Below are 22,080 nucleotides of genomic sequence, written 5' to 3'. Positions count from 1 at the left end.
CCAGGTAGTAAATTTACTACCTGGCCTCTGACCAGCGTCGGGGTGGCGGGATTTGAACCCACGACCTCTTCGTCCCGAACGAAGCGCGCTGCCAAGCTGCGCTACACCCCGATTGTCGCTGCTCTCGCGGCGACGTCGTTTACTTTAGCCCACTGGTGGCCGGAGACGAAATCCGGTTTTCGGGGCGTCGGCCGCGGTAGCGGTACGGGTCGGGGCGGACGTGGTCCAGAGCGATGACGAGGAGGGCGAGGGCGTAGAAGGCGACGCCGAGGATCGCGGTGTTGCCGAGGATGCCCACGTAGCCGTGCCGGTCGACGTCCACGAAGGGGTAGAGGTAGCGCGCCGGGGTGCCCGGCGGCAGCATCGCTCCGCGGACGAGAGAAAAGACCAGGTAGGCGAGGGGGTAGACAAGCCACGTCGTCGCATGCCGGATGGCGAATGGCGCCGGACGGGCCAGCAGGAGCCAGTCGATCACCGCGGCGATGGGGGTCGCCGTGTGCAGGATCTGGTTCGCCACCGCCTGCCAGCCGGTGGGCGGGGCGATACCCCCGGTCATGGAGAAGCCGCTGGACGGGTCCGCCAGGATCAGGTGGTAGACCAGGCCCGTGATCGAGATGTAGAGCAGCGTGCCGCCGGTGAGGACCGCGGGCAGCGGGCGACGCGCCGTCCATGCCCGCCGGGCCGAGGCGGCGAAGACCACCGCCACCAGCAGGTTGGCCTGGATGGTGAAGTAGCTGAGCACGTGGAGCGGACTGCCCAGGCGCATCTCGATGGCCACGCCCGCGGCCGCGACGAGGGCGATCAGGAGGCGGAAGATGGCCACCAGCGGGCGACGCACGGGGGCCACCACTGCCGTCGCCGGGACTATGAAGGGGGTCGGCGAAGGGATGCCCGGTATCGCGGGCAGGTCGGGTATGTCCCTGGGGAGCGGGGCGATCATGTCCCCACGCTAAGCGCGGGGGGTGAATCGGGCGATATGGGTCACCCGGGTGGGTGACGGCCGAGCGTGGACTCGCACCCCAGCAACAGCAACAGCAGCAGCAATATCAACGCTCCGCACGACCCGCACGACCCGAACGACGCGGCTGACCCGAACGACCCGATCGACCTGCCCGTCGCCGCCGCACTGGACGCCGCTTCCGATCGCCCCCCACGCTCGACCGCCGCACATTCCGGCCGACCCGCTTCAGTCCGACCTACCGCCGTCCGACCTACTGCCTAGCGACCAGCGTCAGCAGTGACGCCTCCGGGGGGCATGCGAACCGTACCGGCGTGTAGCGGCTCGTACCGCAGCCCGCCGAGACGTGCATGTACGACGTCTGCCCCTCCGTCGTGTGCGTGGACAGGCCCTTCACGCGGTCCGTGTCCAGGTCGCAGTTGGTGACGAAGGCGCCGTAGAAGGGGAGGCACAGCTGGCCCCCGTGAGTGTGACCGGCCAGGATCAGGGGGTAGCCGTCCGCCGTGAACGCGTCGAGCGTACGCAGGTACGGGGCGTGGACCACGCCCATCGAGAAGTCGGCCGACTCCGACGGCCCGCCGGCCACGCGCGCGTACCGGTCCCGCTTGATGTGCGGGTCGTCGAGGCCGGTCAGCTCGATCTCGGCGCCTTCTATCTTGAGCACCCCCCGGGTGTTCGTCAGGTTCAGCCAGCCCGCCGTGTCGAAGCCGTCGCGCAGGTCCTCCCACGGGTTGTGGATGGCGCCCACGACCGGCTTGTTGCCGTTCAGACCGTGACGGCCATGGGACTTCTCCAGCAAGTACAGGGCGGGGTTGCGGAGTCTGGGGCCGTAGTAGTCGTTCGAACCGAAGACGTACGCACCGGGGAACTCCATCAACGGGCCGAGGGCGTCCAGGACTTCGGGGACGCCCTCAGGGTCGGAGAGGTTGTCCCCGGTGTTGATGACGAAGTCGGGGCGCAGCCCGGCCAGGGAGCGCAGCCAGCGCTGCTTCTTGCGCTGGCCGCTCACCATGTGGATGTCGGAGACCTGGAGGACGCGGAGCGGCCGCATGCCTGCTGGCAGGACCGGGACCGTGACCCGTCGGAGGCGGAACGAGCGGGCCTCGAAACCCGCCGCGTACAACAGTCCGGCGGCGCCCACCGCCGTGATTCCCAGGGGTACTCCGTATCGCGCGCGCATACGTCCATCGTGTCAGACCCCGTCAGCTCCGCGTGCACCCCTGTGGACGACCTCGAACCTGTGGACAGCCTCACGCCCATCGACGGCGCGTCCCGGGCACGGCGCTGAAATCAGCAGGCGACCGCCGCACCACACCTGCGACAATCGACGGCATGACCACGCTCAAGTCGAAGCTGCAGGAAGACCTCAACGCCGCCATCAAGGAGCGCGACGAGCTCCGCTCCGCGACGCTCCGGCTGACCCTCACCGCGATCACCAAGGAGGAGGTCGCGGGCAAGACGAAGCGCGAGCTCTCCGATGACGAAGTACAGAAGGTGATCACCCGCGAGGCGAAGAAGCGCCGCGAGGCCGCGGACGCCTTCGCGCAGGGCGGGCGTCCCGAGTCGGCCGAGCGGGAGAAGGCGGAGGGGGAAGTCCTCGCCGCGTACCTGCCCAAGCAGCTGTCCGACGAGGAGCTCCAGCAGATCGTCGGGCAGGCCGTCGAGGAGGCCAGGGCGGCGGGTGCCGAGGGGCCGCGCGCCATGGGTCAGGTCATGAAGATCGTGAACCCGAAGGTCGCGGGGCAGGCCGAGGGCGGCCGTGTCGCCGCCGTGGTCAAGAAGCTGCTCGCGGGCTGAGCCCAAGAGGGACCAGAACCGGTAGCAGTAGTAGACGACCGGAACCAGTAGCAGCAGTAGACGACCAGCACCAGTAGCAGACGCAGAACCCGTACCCGTACCCGTACCCGTACGAGTACCTGCACCCGTACGAGTACCTGCACCCGTACGAGTACCTGCACCCGTACGAGTACCTGCACCAGTACAAGTACCTGCACCCGTACCCGTACCAGCCCGCCCACCGAAAGCCGTCGGCCTCGGCCCTCCCCCCGACCGGGGGAGCGCCGAGGCCGACGACTGTGCGGTGCCGCTCTCTGTCAGCGGGCGTGACGGGGTGGGTTACCCGTGACGACCCCCGTTGCCGTTCTGACCCTGAATGAAGCCCGAGGGGATCGAGAACGTAGGCGTCGGGAACCCGCCACCGTTCGTGTCACCGGTGGTGCCACTGATGGTGTTGCCGCTGATCGTGTTCCCGTTGATGGTGTTGCCGTTGGTGGTGTTCCCACCGTTCGCGTTGCCCTTGTTGTCGCCGTTGTTCCCGTCGCCCGGGCCGTGGCCGTTGTCCTTGGGCTTCTCGTCGGGAATGTCGACGAGGTTGAAGGACGGGGAGTCCTTGCCCGAGAGGGCGCCGGTCATGGCGTCCTTCCAGATGGGGCCGGGCACCTGACCGCCGTAGACGAGGTCGTGGTAGACGCCGCCGATGCGGATGTTCGTCATCTTGACGTTCTGCTTGGGGCTGCCGACCCAGACCGCGCCCGACAGGTTCGGCGTGTACCCGACGAACCAGGCGTTCTTGCGCTCGTCCGTCGTACCCGTCTTACCGGCGTTGTCGCGGTCGGAGAGGCCGGCCTGCTGACCCGTACCGGAGTCGATCACGCCCTGGAGCAGCGTGTTGACGGTGTCCGCGGTCTTCTCGGACATGGCCCGCGAGCACGTCGACTTCGGGACCTCGAGCGACTTCTCCTTGCCGTCGGCCTTCTGGGTGATCGACTCGATGGCGATCGGCGTGCAGTACATGCCCCGGGAGGCGAAGGTGGCGTACGCGCTCGCCATGGTCAGCGGGGAGATGCCCTTGGAGCCGAGGGTGATGGCGGGCACCTCGGGCAGCTTGTCGCCATTGCCCTGCACGACGTGCAGCTTGTCGGTGATCTTCACCACGGGGCAGATGCCGATGTCCGAGATCATCTGCACGAAGTAGGTGTTGACCGACTTGGCCATCGCCGTCTTCAGCGCGTACGGGCCCTTCTCCTCGGTGCTCTCGTTCGACAGCTTCTCGTTGGTCAGGTTGGTCCAGGGCTTGCTGCTGCACGTCTGTACGGGGCTGGGGTAGGCCATCTCGTACGGCGACGGGTACTGCTGGGTCGCCGGCCGGCCCTCCTCCAGCGCGGCCGCGGCCACGAACGGCTTGAAGGTCGAACCGGTCGGGAAGCCGTAGTTCGAACCGCCCATGTCACGGTCGACCGAGTAGTTGTACTCCGTCTCGTTCTTCCCGTAGCCGTACGGCCTCGACTGGCCCATGCCGACGATCTTTCCGGTGCCCGGCTCGACCAGGGTGGCCGCCGTGGCGACCGAGTCCGACTTGTTGACGTGGGACTTGATCGAGGACTGCACCGACTGCTGCGCCTGCGGGTCGAGCGTCGTACGGATGGTCAGGCCGCCCTGGTTCCAGACCTTTGCCCGGGCCTCCTTGGTCTTGCCGAAGACCGGGTCGCTGAGGAACACGTTCTCCACGTACTTGCAGAAGAAGCTCGCGCCCTTGACCGCCGTGATGCAGCCGTTCTTCGGCTGGCTGACCTTCAGGCCGAGCTTCGCCTCCTTGGCCTTGTCGGCCTCCTGCTGCGAGATGTCGTGCACCTCGGCCATGCGCTGCAGCACGGTGTTGCGGCGCTTGGTGGCCTCCGCCTCGTCGTTCACCGGGTCGTACCGGCTGGGCGACTGGACGATGCCCGCGAGCATCGCCGACTCCTCCAGGTTCAGGTCCTTGGCGGGCTTGGAGAAGTAACGCTGGGCGGCGGCCTCGACGCCGTAGGCCTGCTCGCCGAAGAACGTGATGTTCAGGTAGTTCTCGAGGATCTTCTTCTTGCCGAGCTTCTCTTCCAGCTGGATCGCGTACTTGAGCTCGCGGACCTTGCGGCCGAGGGTCTGCTGGGTGGCCTGGGCGACCTTCGTCGGGTCGTCGCCGGCCTCCTCCACGAAGTAGTTCTTCACCAGCTGCTGGGTGAGCGTGGAGGCGCCCTGGGCGACCCCGCCGTTCTGCGCGTTCTGGTTCAGGGCGCGCAGGACGCCCTTCAGGTCGATCGCGCCGTGCTGGTAGAAGCGGGAGTCCTCGATCGCGACGATCGCCTTCTGCATGTACGGCGAGATGTCCTTGAGGTCGACCACCGTGCGGTCGCGCGAGTAGACCGTCGCGATCTGACCGCCCTTGCGGTCCAGGATGGTGGTGCGCTGACTCAGCGCGGGACTCTTCAGGTTGTCGGGAATCTCGTCGAACCCCTGGACGGAACCCTTGGCCGCGAGACCGAGCGCGCCCGCTGCGGGCAGCGCGATTCCGGCCATGACTGCTCCAGCGAGCACGCTGACACCGAGGAACTTGGCGGCCTGCTGCGTTGGCGACAGACCACCGCCCGAGCGCTTCTTTGGCATAGGGGCAGCCTACGTTCTCATTCGCCGGACACGCGTATATGCCTTGGCCTAAGCTGCTCTCAACTGTCACAGCAGTATGGCCACGTATCAATACGTCCGGCGACCCCGAATCGTTCCGGAGGTTCCCCAACTTTTTTGGGGAGGTCGTGTCCGAATCAGCCTCATGCGTCACCTGGCGTCCGTTGTGACTCAACTGAACTATCCCGGTTTGCCGGGATACTCACGTATGTCCGCCGCTCACTCCCCCGGGTGATCTGCCGCTTACGCATAGTCCGTTCGGGCCATTCAAGATTGGGCCCGCAGGGGGTGTTGCGCTGTGCCTGCCTTCCGTAACGTCCTCAACTGGCGGCGGTGAATATGCCGCTGCCGCCGTGGGGGAGCCTCGATTCGGGAGAGGACGGCGCCGGTATGGGCTGGGTAACCGACTGGAGTGCGCAGGCGGCCTGCCGCACTACCGATCCGGATGAACTGTTCGTTCAAGGAGCAGCGCAGAACAGGGCGAAGGCAGTGTGCACCGGATGTCCGGTACGCACGGAGTGCCTCGCCGATGCGCTCGACAATCGCGTCGAATTCGGCGTGTGGGGTGGCATGACGGAGCGGGAGCGTCGCGCATTGCTGCGCAGGCGTCCCACCGTCACCTCGTGGCGTCGCCTGCTGGAGACCGCGCGTACGGAGTACGAGCGCGGCGCGGGCCTGCTGCCCCTCGACGAGGAAGAGGTGTACGAGCGCTACGCGGCGGTGGGCTGAGGGCGCCACGGAAGGCGTCCCGCGGGCCACCTCGGCCCGCGTCGGACCCACCTCCCGCCTCGGACCCACTCGCCTCAGGCCATCTCAGGCCCGGCCACGAGTTCATGACTCAGGGCCGGCCCCGGGCCCGTGGACGGCGCCGCTCAGGCGCCGGTTTCAGGCAGCTCCGGCCGGTTGGCCGCGAGCCGTTCTCCGATGTCCCGCAGTCCTGCGAGATCGTGTACGTCGCCGGGCAGCGCGGCCACTTCGGCAACCGCCACCTCCGGGTGGAGCGCGGCGAAACGGTCACGCGTGCGCTGCTCGCGGGAGAGCAGCTGCATGCGCTCGGCGTGCAGCCTCAGCAGGCCTGCGGTGAGTTGTTCGACGGTCCGGTGCCCGTGCGGCGTCGTGTCGGTCGGTGCGTCGGTCCTGTCCGTGGCGTCTGTGCTGTCCGTGGCGGCGGGGGAGCCTTCATCGGAACCGTCGGAGCCGGCTGGACCTTCGGAGCCGTCGGGAGCTGATGTCTCGGAAGCGGGAGATTCTGAACTGCCGTACGTGTCGGGAGAGTTACGAAGTCCAGCTTTCCCGCCCTCCTGATCCACAATGCGGGCGTCGTCAAGATTTTCTACAGCCGTGGATTCAAGATCTTCCGCAGCTTCGGCATCGAGGTTCTCCGCCGCCGCGAGCGCCCGCTCGGCGGACAGCTGGGCGGCACCGCTGCCGTGCACCCGGTTGAGTACGAGACCGGCGAACGGCATGTCCTCGGCCGCCAGCCGCTCCACGAAGTACGCGGCCTCGCGCAGCGCGTCCCGCTCCGGGGCTGCCACCACCAGGAACGCCGTCCCGGGCGCCTGAAGCAGCTTGTACGTGGCGTCCGCGCGCGTACGGAAGCCCCCGAACGTCGTGTCCATCGCCGCCACGAACGTCTGCACATCCTTCAGGAGTTGTCCCCCCAGCAGCTTTCCCAGGGTGCCGGTCATCATCGACATCCCGACGTTCAGGAACTTCATCCCCGCACGCCCGCCCAGCTTCGCCGGGGCCGTCAGGAGCCGGATCAGCCGTCCGTCGAGGAAGGACCCGAGCCGCTTGGGCGCGTCCAGGAAGTCGAGCGCCGAGCGGGACGGCGGCGTGTCGACGATGATCAGGTCCCACTCGTCCCGCGCCCGCAGCTGCCCCAGCTTCTCCATCGCCATGTACTCCTGCGTGCCCGCGAAGCCCGCCGAAAGCGACTGGTAGAAGGGGTTGTTCAGGATCACGGCCGCCCGTTCGCCGTCCGCGTGCGCCTCGACGATCTCGTCGAACGTGCGCTTCATGTCGAGCATCATGGCGTGCAGCACGCCGCCCGCGGAGTCGTCGATGCCCTTCACACGGCGCGGGACGTTGTCGAGGGAGTCGATGCCCATCGACTGGGCGAGCCGGCGAGCCGGGTCGATGGTGAGAACGACCACCTTGCGGCCCCGTTCGGCGGCGCGCAGCCCCAGGGCCGCCGCCGTGGTCGTCTTGCCGACGCCGCCCGAACCGCAGCACACCACGATGCGGGTGTCGGGGTCGTCGAGCAGTGGGTCGAGGTCGAGTACGCGGGCCGGGTCCAGACTCATGAGATCCCTTGAGTGCGCAATTCCGTGGCGAGCTCGTACAGGCCCGCCAGGTCCATTCCCTCGGCGAGCAGGGGAAGTTCGTGCAGTGGGAGGTCCTGCTCGGTCAGGACGGCCCGCTGCTCGCGCTCCAGGGTGTGCCGCTCGGCGTACTCCTCGGCCTGTTCCAGGAGGGGTCCGACGAGCCGCTCGGCGTTCCCGCCGCGGCGGGCGCCGCCGAGCCCGGCCGCCGAGAGCGACTTGGCGATCGCGCTGCGCGCGACGGCGGCCGTGAGCTCCAGGTCGACGTCGTCCAGGAGCGCGGGCCGCACCATGTTCACGATGATCCGTCCCACCGGAAGCTTCGCCGCCCGCAGCTCGGCGATCCCGTCCGCGGTCTCCTGGACGGGCATCTCCTCCAGCAGCGTCACCATGTGCACCGCCGTCTCCGGCGACTTCAGGACGCGCATCACGGCCTGCGCCTGATTGTGTATCGGCCCGATCTTGGCGAGTCCCGCGACCTCGTCGTTGACGTTCAGGAAGCGGGTGATGCGGCCCGTGGGTGGCGCGTCCATGACGACGTAGTCGTACGCGAACCGCCCGCTCCTGTCCTTCCTGCGGACGGCCTCGCACGCCTTCCCCGTGAGGAGCACGTCCCTGAGACCGGGCGCGATGGTGGTCGCGAAGTCGATGGCGCCGAGCTTCTTCAGGGCGCGGCCGGCGCCGCCCAGTTTGTAGAACATCTGGAGGTAGTCCAGAAGGGCCAGTTCGGGGTCGATGGCGAGGGCGTACACCTCCCCGCCCCCTGGAGCGACGGCGATCTTCCGCTCCTCGTAGGGCAGCGCTTCTGTTTCGAAGAGCTGCGCGATGCCCTGCCTGCCCTCGACCTCGACGAGGAGGGTGCGCTTGCCCTCGGTCGCGAGGGCGAGCGCGAGGGCCGCGGCTACCGTCGTCTTGCCGGTACCGCCCTTGCCGCTGACGACCTGGAGCCTGCTCACGTCTTCGAGCCTAACCAGTCCGCCGCCGTACTACGCAGGAGGCTGTGGACAACGTGCGCGCGAGGCCCTCGCGGCAACGACTACAGTCGGCGACATGACCAAGTGGGAATACGCAACCGTGCCGCTGCTCGTCCATGCCACGAAGCAGATTCTGGACACCTGGGGCGAGGACGGCTGGGAGCTCGTCCAGGTCGTGCCCGGGCCGAACAACCCCGAGCAGCTGGTGGCCTACCTGAAGCGCGAGAAGTCGGCATGAGCGGCGCCGTCGAGGCGAAGCTCGCGGAGCTCGGTCTGACGCTGCCGGGCGTCGTTCCGCCGCTGGCCGCCTATCAGCCCGCCGTGCAGTCCGGCGTGTACGTCTTCACCGCGGGGCAGCTGCCGATGGTGGACGGCAAGCTTCCGGTCACCGGCAAGGTGGGCGCGGAGGTCACGGCCGAGGAGGCCAAGGACCTGGCCCGCATCTGCGCACTGAACGCGCTGGCCGCGGTCAAGTCCGTCGCGGGCGACCTCGACCGCATCGCGCGCGTCGTGAAGGTCGTCGGCTTCGTGGCCTCGGCCTCGGACTTCACCGGCCAGCCCGGTGTCCTGAACGGCGCGAGCGAGCTCCTGGGCGCGGCCCTGGGCGACAAGGGCGTCCACGCCCGCAGCGCGGTCGGCGTGGCCGTCCTCCCGCTGGACGCCCCGGTCGAGGTCGAGATCCAGGTGGAGCTGACGGCGGTGTAGGCGGTCGGGACCGGCGGCGGTTTTCTTCGCCCCCGCCGCCCCCGCCCCCGGCCCGGAGATCCCCATGGGCCCCTCGAACATTCGCCCGGCTCGGGATAGCCTCCGGCCATGGCGAATGGGCAGTGGTATCCACCGGAGTGGCCCGAGCGGATCCGCGCGCTCGCGGAGGGCACGCTGACCCCGGTACTCCCCAAGCGCGCGGCCACCGTCATGCTGCTCAAGGACACTCCCACCACCCCCGTGGTGCACATGCTGCGCAGACGCGCCTCCATGGCCTTCGCCGGAGGCGCGTACGCGTACCCGGGCGGCGGCGTGGACCCACGCGACGACGAGCACCAGATCCGCTGGGCGGGCCCCACACGCGCGTGGTGGGCGAAAAGGCTCGGCACCGACGAGACGTCCGCCCAGGCCGTCGTCTGCGCGGCGGTCCGCGAGACGTACGAGGAGGCCGGCGTTCTGCTGGCCGGACCCACCCCGGACACCGTCGTCGGCGACACCACCGGCGAAGACTGGGAGGCGGACCGCGCGGCCCTGGTCGCCCGCGACCTCTCCTTCGCCGAGTTCCTCGACCGCCGCGGACTCGTGCTCAGGTCCGACCTCCTGGGCGTCTGGACCCGCTGGATCACCCCGGAGTTCGAAACCCGCCGCTACGACACCTGGTTCTTCGTGGCCGCCCTCCCGGAGGGCCAGCGCACCCGCAACGCCTCCACGGAGGCCGACCGTACGGTCTGGATCCGCCCCGCGGACGCGGCGGACGGGTACGACAAGGGCGAGCTCCTGATGATGCCGCCGACGGTCGCGACCCTGCGCCAGCTCATCCCGTACGACAGCGCCGCCGACGTCCTCGCCGCCGCGCCCGCCCGTGATCTGACCCCCGTCCTGGCCAAGGCCCGCCTGGAGAACGGCGAAGTGGTCCTCGCCTGGCCGGGCCACGACGAGTTCACCAAGCACATCCCGACCGGTGGAGCCCCCGCATGACCGACGCCGCAGCCCTCCCCGGCCAGCCGCGAGGCGGGGTCCTTTCCGGCTCCGCCACCTCGCGCGCCGTCAATGTGCTCGCGCCCAACGCGTCCGCGATGACCCTGGACGGCACCAACACCTGGATCGTCTCCGAGCCGGACTCCGACCTGGCGGTGGTGATCGACCCCGGGCCCCTGGACGACGTACATCTGCGCAATGTCGTGGACACCGCCGAGAAGGCGGGGAAGCGGGTGGCGCTGACCCTGCTGACGCACGGGCACCCCGATCACGCCGAGGGCGCCGGGCGGTTCGCGGAACTGACGGACACAAAGGTGCGGGCGCTGGATCCGGCGCTGCGGCTCGGGGACGAGGGACTGGCGCACGGGGACGTCATCACCGTGGGCGGCCTCGAACTGCGTGTCGTACCGACTCCGGGCCACACCGCCGACTCGCTGTGCTTCCATCTCCCGGCCGATCGGGCCGTCCTGACGGGTGACACCATCCTCGGCCGCGGTACGACCGTCGTGGCCCACCCCGACGGCCGTCTGGGCGACTATCTCGACTCGCTGCGGCGGCTCAGGTCCCTCACCGTGGACGACGGCGTGCACACCGTGCTGCCGGGGCACGGGCCCGTCCTGGAGGACGCCCAGGGCGCCGTCGAGTTCTACCTCGCCCACCGCGCTCACCGCCTGGCCCAGGTCGAGACGGCGGTCGAGAACGGCCACCGGTCGCCGGCCGAGGTCGTCGCGCACGTGTACGCGGACGTTGACCGCTCACTGTGGCCTGCGGCGGAGCTGTCGGTCCGGGCGCAGATGGACTACCTCCGGGAACACGGCCTCATCTAGACGTTCGGGCGCCCTGGCGACACCGACGACACGGGAACCGACGACACGGGAACCGACGACACGGGAACCGGCGACACGGGAACCGGCGATACGAGAAGGGCCCCGCTGTGCAGCGGGGCCCTTCAGGTGCGTCGAAAGCCGGCGCGCGGTGCGGTCAGCGCGAGCGCTTCGCGAGGCGCTCCACGTCCAGCAGGATGACCGCGCGGGCCTCCAGGCGGAGCCAGCCGCGGCCCGCGAAGTCGGCGAGCGCCTTGTTGACCGTCTCGCGGGACGCGCCGACCAGCTGGGCCAGCTCCTCCTGCGTCAGGTCGTGCACGACGTGGATGCCCTCCTCCGACTGCACGCCGAAGCGGCGGGAGAGGTCCAGGAGCGCGCGGGCCACGCGGCCGGGCACGTCCGAGAAGACCAGGTCGGACATCTGGTCGTTGGTCTTGCGCAGGCGCCGGGCGACTGCGCGCAGCAGCGCGGCAGCCACCTCGGGCCGCGCGTTCAGCCAGGGCTGGAGGTCGCCGTGGCCGAGGCCGAGCAGCTTGACCTCGGTCAGCGCGGTGGCGGTCGCCGTGCGCGGACCCGGGTCGAACAGCGACAGCTCGCCGATGAGCTCACCGGGGCCCAGGACGGCCAGCATGTTCTCGCGGCCGTCGGGTGAGGTGCGGTGAAGCTTCACCTTGCCCTCGGTGACCACGTAGAGGCGGTCCCCGGGGTCGCCCTCGTGGAAGAGAGCGTCGCCGCGTGCGAGGGTCACCTCACTCATGGAGGCGCGGAGCTCCGCGGCCTGCTCGTCATCGAGCGCCGCGAAGAGCGGGGCGCGCCGCAGAACGTCGTCCACGAGTTCTCTCCTTGTCGACCTGCTCAGGGGATCTTGTTCCCCCGTGATACCAGGGGACCGTGTTCCCCATCTTGCTGGACGGTCCAAACAGTGTGATCAGTCACAAGTCTGCCGCACTGGCGTGCCGGGCAGTGCGGCAGGGGGCCAATTGGGGGCTGATCTTCTGGGTCCGGGGCGGATGTCGGTGGGGGGCTTTAGGCTGGCCGGGTGTCCAAATCGCCGGTGAGAGCACAGGCCAAGGGGGCTGGGCGGGTGGTTGTACGTCGCGATTCCGCTGTGGGCGAACAGAGTCCCGCCGGAAGTATGAAAACGACAAAAGCGACAAATTCGACGCCGGTGAAGCCGGTCGCGAAGAAGGCCGCGAAGAAGTCTGCCAAGAAGGCGACAGCCACGACCGGGAAGACGACGGGCGTGGCCAAGAAGGCGACGGCCACGATCAAGAAGGCGGCGACCACGTCCAGCAAGGCGACAGCCACGTCCGAGAAGGGGGCGAGCGCTTCCAAGAAGGCGACTGCTTCCAAGAAGGCGGTGCCTGCCAAGACGGCCGCTTCCAAGAAGGCGGTGCCTGCCAAGACGGCCGCTTCCAAGAAGGCGGTGCCTGCCAAGACGGCCGCTTCCAAGAAGGCGGCGCCTGCCAAGGCTGTGGCCAAGAAGGCGGCCCCCGCCCAAGCTGCCCCCAAGAAGGCGATTGTCGAGTCCCACGCCGCTCTCGTGCGCCGCGCCCGCCGCATCAACCGCGAGCTCGCCGAGGTGTACCCGTACGCCCACCCGGAGCTGGACTTCGAGAACCCCTTCCAGTTGGTGATCGCCACGGTCCTGTCGGCCCAGACGACCGACCTGCGGGTGAACCAGACGACTCCGGCGCTCTTCGCCAAGTACCCCACGCCCGAGGACCTCGCCGCGGCGAATCCGGAGGAGGTCGAGGAGATCCTCCGTCCGACCGGTTTCTTCCGGGCCAAGACCAAGTCGGTGATAGGGCTCTCCAAGGCCTTGATGGAGGACTTCGGGGGCGAGGTCCCCGGCCGCCTCGAAGACCTCGTCAAGCTCCCCGGCGTAGGCCGCAAGACCGCCTTCGTGGTCCTCGGCAACGCCTTCGGGCGCCCCGGCATCACCGTGGACACCCACTTCGGCCGGCTCGTGCGCCGCTGGCAGTGGACCGACGAGACCGACCCGGACAAGGTGGAGGCCGCCGTCGGCGCGCTCTTCCCGAAGAGCGAGTGGACGATGCTCTCGCACCACGTGATCTTCCACGGCCGTCGCATCTGCCACGCCCGCAAGCCCGCGTGCGGCGCCTGCCCCATCGCCCCGCTCTGCCCCGCGTACGGGGAGGGCGAGACGGACCCGGAGAAGGCGCGCAAGCTCCTGAAGTACGAGAAGGGCGGCTTCCCCGGCCAACGCCTCAACCCGCCGCAGTCCTACCTGGACGCGGGCGGCATCCCGGCACCCGCACTGGGCGCCGGATGACGGAACGAACACGGCGCCGCCCGGCGTTGGGGAGAACAGAACGGGGGTGGCGATGACGCACGCGAGCAACACGCACAGCAGGCACGACGAGCCGGACACAGACCGCACACAGAACGGGACGGGCACGCGCGGCACGCAAGACGAGACGGGCACACACGGCACGCGGAACGAGACGGGCACACACCGCACGTACGACGGACCCGGCGCGCACCACCGCACACACGATGGTCCCGACTCGCACAACGGCCAGGTCGTGGTGACCAAGGACGGCCTGCCCGCCTGGCTCGACCCGGTGGTGCACGCCGTCGAGACCGTGGAGCCGCTCCAGCTGAGCCGCTTCCTGCCGCCGTCGAACGGCGCGGGGCGGCAGTCCGCCGTTCTCATCCTCTTCGGCGAGGGCGCCCGCGGCCCCGAACTGCTGCTGATGGAGCGTGCGAGCTCCCTGCGCTCGCACGCGGGGCAGCCCTCCTTCCCCGGCGGCGCCCTCGACCCGCAGGACGGCGACCCGAAGGCCGACGGACCGCTGCGGGCCGCGCTGCGGGAGGCGGAGGAGGAGACCGGGCTGGACCCCAGCGGCGTCCAGCTCTTCGGCGTGCTGCCGAAGCTCTACATCCCGGTGAGCGGTTTCGTGGTCACCCCGGTCCTGGGCTGGTGGCGCGAGCCGACCCCGGTCGGCGTGGTCGATCCGGCCGAGACGGCCCGGGTCTTCACGGTCCCCGTGGCGGATCTCACGAACCCCGTCCACCGTGCGACGACCGTGCACCCCAGCGGTCACCGAGGTCCGGCATTCCTGGTCGAATCGGCCCTGGTCTGGGGCTTCACCGCGGGGATCATCGACCGTCTGCTGCACTACGCGGGCTGGGAGCTGCCCTGGGACCGCGAGAAGCAGGTCCCGCTCGACTGGCGCGCATGACAGGGTGGCCCCCGTGAACGTGCTGGACATCCTGTTGCTGGTCGCCGCCGTGTGGTTCGCGATCGTGGGCTACCGCCAGGGCTTCGTCGTCGGCATCCTGTCGGTGATCGGGTTCCTGGGCGGCGGCCTCGTCGCCGTCTATCTGCTTCCTGTCGTCTGGGGTGCCCTGACCGACGACACCAAGGTGAGTACGACCGCCGCCGTGGTCGCGGTGATCGTCGTGATCGTCTGCGCCTCCGTCGGCCAGGCCCTCACCACCCACCTCGGCAACAAACTGCGCCGGTACATCACCTGGTCCCCGGCCCGCGCCCTGGACGCGACCGGCGGCGCCCTCGTCAATGTCGTCGCGATGCTCCTGGTCGCCTGGCTGATCGGCTCGGCCCTCGCGGGCACGACGCTGCCGACGCTCGGCAAGGAGGTCCGCGGCTCCAAGGTGCTCCACGGCGTCTCCAGCGCCCTGCCGTCCCAGGCCGACACCTGGTTCGCCGACTTCTCCTCGGTCCTCGCGCAGAACGGCTTCCCGCAGGTCTTCAGCCCGTTCGCCAACGAACCCATCACCGACGTCCGGCCCCCCGACCCGGCGCTCGCGAACAGCCCCGTCGCCACCCGCGCCCAGAAGTCCATCGTCAAGGTGATGGGCACCGCGCAGAGCTGCGGCAAGGTCCTTGAGGGCAGCGGCTTCGTCTTCGGCGACCGCCGTGTGATGACCAACGCGCACGTGGTCGGCGGGGTCGACGAGCCCACCGTCCAGATCGGCGGCGAGGGCAGGAAGTACGACGCCAAGGTCGTCCTGTACGACTGGGAGCGCGACATCGCCGTACTCGACGTACCGAACCTGCGCGCGCCCGCCCTCCAGTTCACGGCCAAGGACGCGACCAGCGGCAACAACGCGATCGTCGCCGGCTTCCCGCAGAACGGCGCGTACAACGTCCAGCCCGCGCGCGTGCGCGGCCGCATCACGGCCAACGGCCCGGACATCTACCACCGCGGAACCGTGCGCCGCGACGTCTACTCGCTCTACGCGACCGTGCGCCAGGGCAACTCTGGCGGCCCGCTGCTCACGCCCGACGGCAAGGTGTACGGAGTGGTCTTCGCGAAGTCCCTCGACGACGCCAACACCGGGTACGCGCTCACAGCGGACGAGGTCCAGCCGGACGCCACCAAGGGCCGTACGGCCGATCAGCAGGTGGACAGCGACAGCTGCGCGCTCTGAGAAGAAGGGTGACGCGCGGCGGTGTGCGGGGGCTCAGCCTCGTGGGTGACGCAGCCGTACCGAGACCCAGCGGGCCCGGCGGCGCAAAATGCGCGGGATCCCCACTTGGGGGTCCGCGCCCGGCAACTGCGGGGTGCCCCTCTGATGGGAGCTCAGGCCCGTCGCCGAGCGGCGGTTGCGTGGTGCGTCACTGTAGTCGTGCGTCCAGCCCATACCCCGACGTGTGCCCCTGCCCCAAGGTCGATAACCGCGTCCGAGCCCCCCAATTGGCCTATGCGCGAGGCATTTGGCTGTTCGTAGGACAGGCGTTCCCGTCCGCATACCGGGCGGGCCACGGGCCGCAATCGGACAGTCACCGACGGGTCACCGGTCGGGCTCGGGATCCTTCAACCAGTTGACCAATTCGGTTGAAAACGCCACGGGGTCCTCTTCGTGGGGGAAGTGTCCGAGACCATCGAACAGCCGCCAACGGTACGGCGCTTCGACGTACTCCCCGGAACCGGCCGCGCTCCGCGTCCGCATCACCGGATCGAGCGATCCGTGCAGATGCAGCGTCGGCACCCGAACCGGCCGCTTCATGCGCCGGTTGAACTGGATCCCGTCCGGCCGTGCCATCGAACGGACCATCCACCGATAGGGCTCGATCGAACAATGCGCCGTCGACGGGATGCACATGGCGCGGCGGTACGTCTCCACGGCCTCGTCGTCCGGCTGTCGTGGCCCCGACCAGTCCCGTACCAGACGGCCCACCAGGGCGCCTTCGTCGGCGACGAGTTGGCGCTCCGGGATCCAGGGCCGCTGGAACCCCCAGATGTACGAACCCGCGGCCGACTGCTTGACGTCGGAGAGCATGGCCGAGCGCCAGCGCCGCGGATGCGGCATGGACGACACGGCGAGCCGGCGGACGAGCTTGGGGCGCATCACGGCCGCCGTCCACGCCAGATAGCCGCCCAGGTCGTGTCCGACCAGCGCGGCGTCGGGCTCCCCGAGGGACCGTACGACCCCGGTGATGTCGAGCGCGAGGTTGGCGGGGTCGTAACCGCGCGGCGTGCGGTCGCTGCCGCCGACGCCGCGCAGATCCATGGCCACGGCCCGGAAGCCCGCGTCCGCGAGCGCCACCATCTGCCCGCGCCAGGTCCACCAGAACTGCGGGAAGCCGTGCAGCAGCAGGACGAGCGGCCCGTCGCCCATCTCGGCGATGTGGAAGCGGGCGCCGTTGGCGGCGACGTCCCGGTGGGTCACTTCTCTCCCGCCGGGGACGTCGAGCCGCACGACTGAGGTGGGTTGCGCCGAAGGGGTGGCGGGGTCCGTCATGACGTCGAGCGTGCCACAACCTCGACCGCGTCACTTACAGGGACGGTCCGGGGATGCGGTTTGGCGTTCTGGAGCACACCCGCGGTCTCCTTGACCGAGGCGGCGACCTTTTGCGGGCCCTTGCCCTTCTTCGCCTTCTTTGCGAAGGCCAGGCCGATCAGCGCGAGGACGGCGGCGACCAGCACATTCGCGGCGAACGACAGGACGAAGCAGATCGCGAGATTCCAGTGGCTCCAGGTCCGGATGCCGTACGCCAGGGCGAAGTTCAGCATCGGGAGGGAGAAGATCAGCACCGCTCCGGCCGCGGAGAACGCGCCGCCGCTGACCGCGCCGCGCTTGACGTCCTGCTTGAGCTGCGCCTTCGCCAGCGCGATCTCGTCGTGCACCAGTGCGGACATCTCGGTCGTCGCCGAGGCGAACAACTGGCCGATGCTGCGTTCGGCGCCGACCGGGCTGCCGTCGGGTGCGCTCATCGCGGACTCCCTCTTCTGTATGTGCCTGCTTTGTACGGGCTGATCTCTACGGGCTGATCTCTACGGTCTGGCTGCCAACGGTGCCGGCACGGCCCTGGCTGCTCCAGCGTCCGTACCCTCCACTGCCGACCGTTCGGTCCTGACTGTCCGGTCCTGACTTGTCCGGTCCTGACCATCTGGTTCTGACCATCCGGTTCTGCTCAGATCATGCCGGACCGTCGTTCTCCTCGCTTGCCCCGCCCGCCACTTCGGCAAGCCTTCGGTGCTCGGCGGCCTTCCGTTCGTGGATCTCGGCCATCCGCAGGTGGTACGCCGGGTTGTTCTGCTCGTAGATGTCGGGGATGCCGTCGCTGTCCTCGTCGAGCTCCTCGGCCTCGTACAGCGCACGGTACTTGGCGTTGCGTACCTTCAGCAGCGAGGTGGCGAGTACGGCGGCTATGAGCGAGCCGATCAGTACGGCGGCTTTGACCTCGTCGGTGAGTACCGGGTCGTTCTTGAAGGCGAGTTCGCCGATGAGGAGCGAGACGGTGAAGCCGATTCCGGCGAGGGAGGCGACGGCGAAGACGTCGGGCCAGACGAGATCTTCACTGAGCGAGGCCCTGGTGAACCGGGCCGCCAGCCAGGTCCCCCCGAAAATGCCGACGGCCTTCCCGACGACGAGCCCCAGCACGACACCGAGCGTCTCGGGCCGCGTGAACACGTCACCGATCGCCCCGCCGGAGACGACGACCCCGGCGCTGAAGAGCGCGAACAGCGGCACGGCGAGCCCGGCGGAAAGGGGCCGGACAAGATGCTCGATGTGCTCCCCGGGTGAGTGCTCCTCGCCCTCCTGCCGGTGGCAGCGCAGCATCAGCCCCATCGCGACGCCGGAGATGGTGGCGTGGATGCCGCTGTTGTACATCAGCCCCCAGATGACGAGCGCGAGCGGCACATACACGTACCACCCGCGTACGCCCTTGCGCAGCAGTACCCAGAACACGCCGAGCCCGACGACGGCCCCGCCCAGCGCGCCGAAGTCGATGTGGTCGGTGAAGAAGATCGCGATGATGAGAATCGCGAACAGGTCGTCGACGACGGCGAGGGTGAGCAGGAAGGCGCGCAGGGAGGACGGCAGGGAGGTGCCGATCACGGCGAGTACGGCGAGGGCGAAGGCGATGTCGGTGGCGGTGGGTACGGCCCACCCACCGAGGGATCCGCCCCCGATCACATTGGTGAGGGTGTAGACCAGCGCGGGCACGGCCATTCCGCACACGGCCGCGACGACGGGCAGTATCGCGGCCTTCGGATCCCGTAGATCCCCCGCCACCAGCTCGCGCTTGAGTTCGATACCGGCGACGAAGAAGAACACGGCCAGCAGTCCGTCCGCCGCCCAGTGCTGAACGGACAGGTTCAGCCCGAGCGCGGAGGGCCCGAGATGGAAGTGGCTGATGGCGACGTAACTGTCCCGAAGTGGCGTGTTGGCCCACACCAGCGCGGCAACCGCCGCGACGAGCAGCAGCACCCCACCGACGGTCTCGGTCCGCAACGCCTCCGCGACGAAGTTCCGCTCGGGCAGGGACAGGCGCCCGAGGAGCTTGCGGTTGTTGGCGCTGGGCGTGGCCACGGCGGGACCTCCGGGTCGTTACGGCTGCTCGCTGACGGCCGCCACACGGGATCGCTGACGACACCGCCGACCAGACTTCCCGGCACACCCTGAGGTCACTACTTTACCTTGCCATTACAGCGAGATATTTCGCATTGCGAACATATGGTGCGCAAGGGGGATGGGCGCCCGCGCGGACGTGCGGGGCGCGCCTCGGCACCAACGAGAGCTGGACACAACGGGGGCTGGACACAATGAGGGCTGGACATGATGGCCCACGGTCATGCCGCACGGACCTGCGAGAGCCTGCCCGGGACACGGCGTACGGGGAGCGGGCCCACGGCCGGGTAACGGACGCGACGCGAGGCCCAGAGGGGCGGAGGGGAGGCCGGAGCGGTGATAGCCGACGCGCCGGAGACCTCATGAGCCCCCAGATGAGAGGGCGGAGCCCTGTGCGAGGTGCGCGCGGAGTCCGGCGCCGCTGGGCACGGGGCGGAGCGTCGCGACGTATGGGGGTGTGGGGCGGAGCCCTGCGTGAGGTGCAGGGGCGGAGCCCCGCAGGGGTTGGGGTGTGGGGCGGAGCCCCGCGAGGTTGGGGGGTGTGGGGGCACTTAGTGCCCCCACACTCAAAAGGGACGGGTGGGGGAAACCCTCAGTCCTCGCTCGGCGCCGCCGGCAGCTTCGCCTGGATGAGATCCATCACCGTGGAGTCCGTCAACGTCGTGACATCCCCCAGCTCCCGGTTCTCCGCCACGTCACGCAACAACCGCCGCATGATCTTCCCGGACCGAGTCTTGGGAAGCTCGGCCACCGGCAACACCCGCTTCGGCTTGGCGATCGGCCCCAGCGTCGCCCCCACGTGATTCCGCAGATCCGCCACCAGCCCGGCATCCTCCGCGGAAGCGGTCCCCCGCAGAATCACGAACGCGACAATCGACTGCCCCGTCGTCTCGTCCGCCGCACCGACCACCGCCGCCTCGGCGACCGAAGGATGCGAGACGAGCGCCGACTCGACCTCGGTCGTCGAGATGTTGTGCCCGGACACGAGCATCACGTCGTCGACCCGCCCGAGGAGCCAGATGTCCCCGTCCTCGTCCTTCTTCGCCCCGTCCCCGGCGAAGTACTTCCCCTCGAACCGCGACCAGTACGTGTCGAGGAACCGCTGGTCGTCGCCCCAGATCGTGCGCAGCATCGAGGGCCACGGCTCGGTGAGCACCAGGTACCCGCCACCCCCGTTGGGAACCTCCCGCGCCTCGTCGTCGACCACGGTCGCCGAGATCCCCGGCAACGGCCGCTGCGCCGACCCCGGCTTGGTCTCGGTGACCCCCGGCAGCGGCGAGATCATCATCGCGCCGGTCTCGGTCTGCCACCACGTGTCCACGATGGGGGTCCGGTCGCCGCCGATGTGCTTGCGGTACCAGACCCACGCCTCGGGGTTGATCGGCTCACCCACGGACCCCAGCACCCGCAGGCTGCTGAGATCGAACTTCGCGGGGATGTCGTCCCCCCACTTCATGAACGTACGGATAGCGGTGGGCGCCGTGTAGAGAATCGTCACCCCGTACTTCTGCACGATCTCCCAGAACCGCCCCTGGTGCGGCGTGTCCGGCGTCCCCTCGTACATCACCTGCGTCGCACCGTTCGAAAGCGGCCCGTACGTGATGTACGAGTGCCCGGTGACCCAGCCGATGTCGGCCGTGCACCAGTACACGTCGGTCTCCGGCTTGAGGTCGAAGACGGCGTGATGGGTGTAGGAGGCCTGCGTGAGGTACCCGCCCGAGGTGTGCAGGATGCCCTTCGGCTTCCCCGTGGTCCCGGAGGTGTAGAGGATGAACAGCGGCTGCTCGGCGTCGAACGCCTCCGGCGTGTGCTCGGCCGACTGCCGCTCGACGATCTCGTGCCACCACACATCGCGGCCCTCGGTCCAGTCGACCTCCTGCCCGGTGCGCCGCACCACCAGCACCTTGTCGACCCCGTCGACCCGGTTCACCGCGTCGTCGACGGCCGGCTTGAGCGCGGACGGCTTGCCACGTCGGTAACCTCCGTCGGAGGTGATGACCAGCTTGGCGTCCGCGTCCTGGATGCGCGTGGCGATCGCGTCCGCGGAGAATCCGCCGAAGACGACAGAATGCGCCGCGCCGATCCGTGCACACGCCAGCATCGCGACGACGGCCTCGGGGATCATCGGCAGATAGACGGCGACCCGGTCGCCCTTCCCGACGCCCAGCTCGATCAGTGCGTTGGCGGCCTTGCTCACCTCGTCCTTCAGCTCGGCGTAGGTGATCGCCCGGCTGTCACCCGGCTCGCCCTCGAAGTGGATGGCGACCCGGTCGCCGTTCCCGGCCTCCACATGCCGGTCGACGCAGTTGTACGCGACGTTCAGCTTTCCGTCGGCGAACCACTTCGCGAACGGAGGGTTCGACCAGTCCAGCGTTTCGGTCGGCTCGGTGGCCCAGGTCAGCCGGCGGGCCTGCTCGGCCCAGAAGCCGAGCCTGTCAGCCTTGGCCTGCTCATACGCCTCCGCGGTGACATTGGCGTTCGCCGCCAGGTCGGCGGGCGGCGCGAACCTGCGCTCTTCCTTCAGCAGGTTGGCCAGGCTTTCGTTGCTCACGACATCTCCCTTTCCCAGGGTGTCCGTTGTGTCCCAGGCCACAGCTCATCAGACCGGGGGCCTCGATGACAAGGGCCGATCTCAAATTGGTTTAGACCTGTCGAGGAGCTGAGGTCCCTTCAGAAGCACGTACCAGGCACGCATGGGGTACGCACTCCGAGCCACGTACGGACAGACACGCGGGTTCACCCGCCAACCAATCCCGCGACCGCCCCCCACGTGGACGCCATGACACATGCGGCGCCCGGGCGTGTCGTGGCCCTCACACCCGGCCCCACGCCGGCCCTCACACCCGGCCCCCGCGCTCGGCCCCCGCAAGGGCGCCCTGCGCCTATATACCCGCCGCATCCATACGTACGGCGTGGTGCGCGCCCCACCAACCGGGGCCGCGCCCCCCCCCCCGGGGCCACGCGCGGCGCCGGGAAGAGGGGGGGCGCCCAAAAAAACAGGCCCCCCCAAAGAAAGAAAAACAGCCCGC

Annotated in this window: 20 protein-coding genes and 1 tRNA gene; 9 read left to right on the top strand and 12 right to left on the bottom strand. The window is 69.2% G+C overall.

Going from position 1 to position 22,080, the window contains the following annotated elements; genetic code table 11:
- Positions 1-37: 37 nt before the first annotated feature.
- The 3 genes from ACFVWD_RS16930 to ACFVWD_RS16920 form a co-directional block, all read right to left on the bottom strand.
- Positions 38-111, bottom strand: a tRNA-Pro gene (locus tag ACFVWD_RS16930).
- 28 nt (positions 112-139) lie between these two features.
- Positions 140-940, bottom strand: a complete 801-nt coding sequence (locus tag ACFVWD_RS16925; protein WP_389596851.1) for a Pr6Pr family membrane protein — start codon at positions 938-940, stop codon at positions 140-142.
- A gap of 271 nt (positions 941-1,211) precedes the next feature.
- Complete coding sequence (locus tag ACFVWD_RS16920) at positions 1,212-2,138, bottom strand: metallophosphoesterase (protein ID WP_389596849.1); 927 nt, start codon at positions 2,136-2,138, stop codon at positions 1,212-1,214.
- Positions 2,139-2,290: 152 nt separating this feature from the next.
- Here ACFVWD_RS16920 and ACFVWD_RS16915 point away from each other — a divergent pair, with 152 nt between their 5' ends.
- Positions 2,291-2,755, top strand: a complete 465-nt coding sequence (locus ACFVWD_RS16915) for a GatB/YqeY domain-containing protein (RefSeq protein ID WP_067374383.1) — start codon at positions 2,291-2,293, stop codon at positions 2,753-2,755.
- A gap of 318 nt (positions 2,756-3,073) precedes the next feature.
- On the opposite strand, the gene ACFVWD_RS16910 is transcribed toward ACFVWD_RS16915, so the two are convergent.
- Positions 3,074-5,377, bottom strand: a complete 2,304-nt coding sequence (locus ACFVWD_RS16910) for a transglycosylase domain-containing protein (RefSeq protein ID WP_389596847.1) — start codon at positions 5,375-5,377, stop codon at positions 3,074-3,076.
- A 408-nt stretch (positions 5,378-5,785) separates the two neighbouring features.
- Between ACFVWD_RS16910 and wblA the strand changes: the two genes are divergently transcribed.
- A complete protein-coding gene (gene wblA / locus ACFVWD_RS16905; protein ID WP_028799159.1) occupies positions 5,786-6,124 on the top strand; it encodes a transcriptional regulator WblA in 339 nt (112 codons plus the stop codon).
- A gap of 143 nt (positions 6,125-6,267) precedes the next feature.
- Here the strand turns inward: wblA and ACFVWD_RS16900 are convergent, their stop codons facing one another.
- Together ACFVWD_RS16900 and ACFVWD_RS16895 are read right to left on the bottom strand one after the other, a co-directional pair.
- Positions 6,268-7,701 (bottom strand): ArsA family ATPase, encoded by a 1,434-nt coding sequence (locus ACFVWD_RS16900; RefSeq protein ID WP_389596845.1) that lies wholly within the window; start codon positions 7,699-7,701, stop codon positions 6,268-6,270.
- Positions 7,698-8,675 carry an ArsA family ATPase gene (locus tag ACFVWD_RS16895; protein ID WP_389596844.1) on the bottom strand — a complete coding sequence of 326 codons (978 nt, stop codon included), beginning with the start codon at positions 8,673-8,675 and terminating at the stop codon, positions 7,698-7,700. The genes ACFVWD_RS16900 and ACFVWD_RS16895 overlap by 4 nt, the downstream gene beginning before the upstream one ends.
- Before the next feature lie 94 nt (positions 8,676-8,769).
- On the opposite strand from ACFVWD_RS16895, the gene ACFVWD_RS16890 reads away from it, so the two are divergent.
- From ACFVWD_RS16890 to ACFVWD_RS16875, 4 genes are all read left to right on the top strand, one after another.
- Positions 8,770-8,931, top strand: coding sequence for a DUF4177 domain-containing protein (locus ACFVWD_RS16890; RefSeq protein WP_075033571.1), 162 nt, complete (start codon positions 8,770-8,772; stop codon positions 8,929-8,931).
- Positions 8,928-9,398, top strand: coding sequence for a RidA family protein (locus tag ACFVWD_RS16885; RefSeq protein WP_389596842.1), 471 nt, complete (start codon positions 8,928-8,930; stop codon positions 9,396-9,398). The genes ACFVWD_RS16890 and ACFVWD_RS16885 overlap by 4 nt, the downstream gene beginning before the upstream one ends.
- A gap of 108 nt (positions 9,399-9,506) precedes the next feature.
- The gene (locus ACFVWD_RS16880; protein WP_389596841.1) at positions 9,507-10,376 is read left to right on the top strand and encodes an NUDIX hydrolase; all 870 of its coding nucleotides are present in this window, start codon (positions 9,507-9,509) and stop codon (positions 10,374-10,376) included.
- Positions 10,373-11,203, top strand: coding sequence for an MBL fold metallo-hydrolase (locus ACFVWD_RS16875; RefSeq protein WP_389596840.1), 831 nt, complete (start codon positions 10,373-10,375; stop codon positions 11,201-11,203). Before ACFVWD_RS16880 ends, ACFVWD_RS16875 begins: the two co-directional genes overlap by 4 nt.
- A gap of 154 nt (positions 11,204-11,357) precedes the next feature.
- Here ACFVWD_RS16875 and ACFVWD_RS16870 read toward each other — a convergent pair whose 3' ends face one another.
- A complete protein-coding gene (locus ACFVWD_RS16870; RefSeq protein ID WP_006382668.1) occupies positions 11,358-12,032 on the bottom strand; it encodes a Crp/Fnr family transcriptional regulator in 675 nt (224 codons plus the stop codon).
- A 435-nt stretch (positions 12,033-12,467) separates the two neighbouring features.
- Between ACFVWD_RS16870 and nth the strand changes: the two genes are divergently transcribed.
- From nth to ACFVWD_RS16855, 3 genes are read left to right on the top strand one after another with little or no spacing between them, the layout of a single operon-like run.
- Positions 12,468-13,496 carry an endonuclease III gene (gene nth / locus ACFVWD_RS16865; protein ID WP_389596933.1) on the top strand — a complete coding sequence of 343 codons (1,029 nt, stop codon included), beginning with the start codon at positions 12,468-12,470 and terminating at the stop codon, positions 13,494-13,496.
- Positions 13,497-13,548: 52 nt separating this feature from the next.
- Positions 13,549-14,409 carry an NUDIX hydrolase gene (locus ACFVWD_RS16860; RefSeq protein WP_389596839.1) on the top strand — a complete coding sequence of 287 codons (861 nt, stop codon included), beginning with the start codon at positions 13,549-13,551 and terminating at the stop codon, positions 14,407-14,409.
- Positions 14,410-14,422: 13 nt separating this feature from the next.
- Complete coding sequence (locus ACFVWD_RS16855; RefSeq protein ID WP_389596838.1) at positions 14,423-15,622, top strand: MarP family serine protease; 1,200 nt, start codon at positions 14,423-14,425, stop codon at positions 15,620-15,622.
- A gap of 33 nt (positions 15,623-15,655) precedes the next feature.
- Here the strand turns inward: ACFVWD_RS16855 and ACFVWD_RS16850 are convergent, their stop codons facing one another.
- The 5 genes from ACFVWD_RS16850 to acs all read right to left on the bottom strand — a co-directional run bounded on the left by ACFVWD_RS16850 (position 15,656) and on the right by acs (position 21,644).
- Complete coding sequence (locus ACFVWD_RS16850; RefSeq protein WP_075033566.1) at positions 15,656-15,835, bottom strand: hypothetical protein; 180 nt, start codon at positions 15,833-15,835, stop codon at positions 15,656-15,658.
- Between the two features lie 150 nt (positions 15,836-15,985).
- Positions 15,986-16,936 carry an alpha/beta fold hydrolase gene (locus ACFVWD_RS16845; protein WP_389596836.1) on the bottom strand — a complete coding sequence of 317 codons (951 nt, stop codon included), beginning with the start codon at positions 16,934-16,936 and terminating at the stop codon, positions 15,986-15,988.
- Positions 16,933-17,409: a phage holin family protein gene (locus tag ACFVWD_RS16840; protein ID WP_389596835.1), complete on the bottom strand. Its 477-nt coding sequence runs from the start codon at positions 17,407-17,409 to the stop codon at positions 16,933-16,935. Before ACFVWD_RS16840 ends, ACFVWD_RS16845 begins: the two co-directional genes overlap by 4 nt.
- 205 nt (positions 17,410-17,614) lie before the next feature.
- Complete coding sequence (nhaA, locus tag ACFVWD_RS16835; protein WP_389596834.1) at positions 17,615-19,012, bottom strand: Na+/H+ antiporter NhaA; 1,398 nt, start codon at positions 19,010-19,012, stop codon at positions 17,615-17,617.
- 631 nt (positions 19,013-19,643) lie between these two features.
- The gene (gene acs / locus ACFVWD_RS16830; RefSeq protein WP_389596832.1) at positions 19,644-21,644 is read right to left on the bottom strand and encodes an acetate--CoA ligase; all 2,001 of its coding nucleotides are present in this window, start codon (positions 21,642-21,644) and stop codon (positions 19,644-19,646) included.
- Positions 21,645-22,080 lie beyond the last annotated feature (436 nt).

Origin of the sequence: Streptomyces sp. NPDC058086, from assembly GCF_042885015.1 — a bacterium.
Taxonomy (GTDB): domain Bacteria; phylum Actinomycetota; class Actinomycetes; order Streptomycetales; family Streptomycetaceae; genus Streptomyces.
This window is presented reverse-complemented; position numbering and strand designations above follow the sequence as displayed.

What these genes read in the sequence shown, in the direction of transcription:
- ACFVWD_RS16925 (WP_389596851.1), bottom strand. Translation starts at nt 940, where the DNA reads ATGATCGCCCCGCTCCCCAGGGACATACCCGACCTGCCCGCGATACCG.
- ACFVWD_RS16920 (WP_389596849.1), bottom strand. Translation starts at nt 2,138, where the DNA reads ATGCGCGCGCGATACGGAGTACCCCTGGGAATCACGGCGGTGGGCGCC.
- ACFVWD_RS16915 (WP_067374383.1), top strand. Translation starts at nt 2,291, where the DNA reads ATGACCACGCTCAAGTCGAAGCTGCAGGAAGACCTCAACGCCGCCATC.
- ACFVWD_RS16910 (WP_389596847.1), bottom strand. Translation starts at nt 5,377, where the DNA reads ATGCCAAAGAAGCGCTCGGGCGGTGGTCTGTCGCCAACGCAGCAGGCC.
- wblA (WP_028799159.1), top strand. Translation starts at nt 5,786, where the DNA reads ATGGGCTGGGTAACCGACTGGAGTGCGCAGGCGGCCTGCCGCACTACC.
- ACFVWD_RS16900 (WP_389596845.1), bottom strand. Translation starts at nt 7,701, where the DNA reads ATGAGTCTGGACCCGGCCCGCGTACTCGACCTCGACCCACTGCTCGAC.
- ACFVWD_RS16890 (WP_075033571.1), top strand. Translation starts at nt 8,770, where the DNA reads ATGACCAAGTGGGAATACGCAACCGTGCCGCTGCTCGTCCATGCCACG.
- ACFVWD_RS16885 (WP_389596842.1), top strand. Translation starts at nt 8,928, where the DNA reads ATGAGCGGCGCCGTCGAGGCGAAGCTCGCGGAGCTCGGTCTGACGCTG.
- ACFVWD_RS16880 (WP_389596841.1), top strand. Translation starts at nt 9,507, where the DNA reads ATGGCGAATGGGCAGTGGTATCCACCGGAGTGGCCCGAGCGGATCCGC.
- ACFVWD_RS16875 (WP_389596840.1), top strand. Translation starts at nt 10,373, where the DNA reads ATGACCGACGCCGCAGCCCTCCCCGGCCAGCCGCGAGGCGGGGTCCTT.
- ACFVWD_RS16860 (WP_389596839.1), top strand. Translation starts at nt 13,549, where the DNA reads ATGACGCACGCGAGCAACACGCACAGCAGGCACGACGAGCCGGACACA.
- ACFVWD_RS16850 (WP_075033566.1), bottom strand. Translation starts at nt 15,835, where the DNA reads ATGGGCTGGACGCACGACTACAGTGACGCACCACGCAACCGCCGCTCG.
- ACFVWD_RS16845 (WP_389596836.1), bottom strand. Translation starts at nt 16,936, where the DNA reads ATGACGGACCCCGCCACCCCTTCGGCGCAACCCACCTCAGTCGTGCGG.
- ACFVWD_RS16840 (WP_389596835.1), bottom strand. Translation starts at nt 17,409, where the DNA reads ATGAGCGCACCCGACGGCAGCCCGGTCGGCGCCGAACGCAGCATCGGC.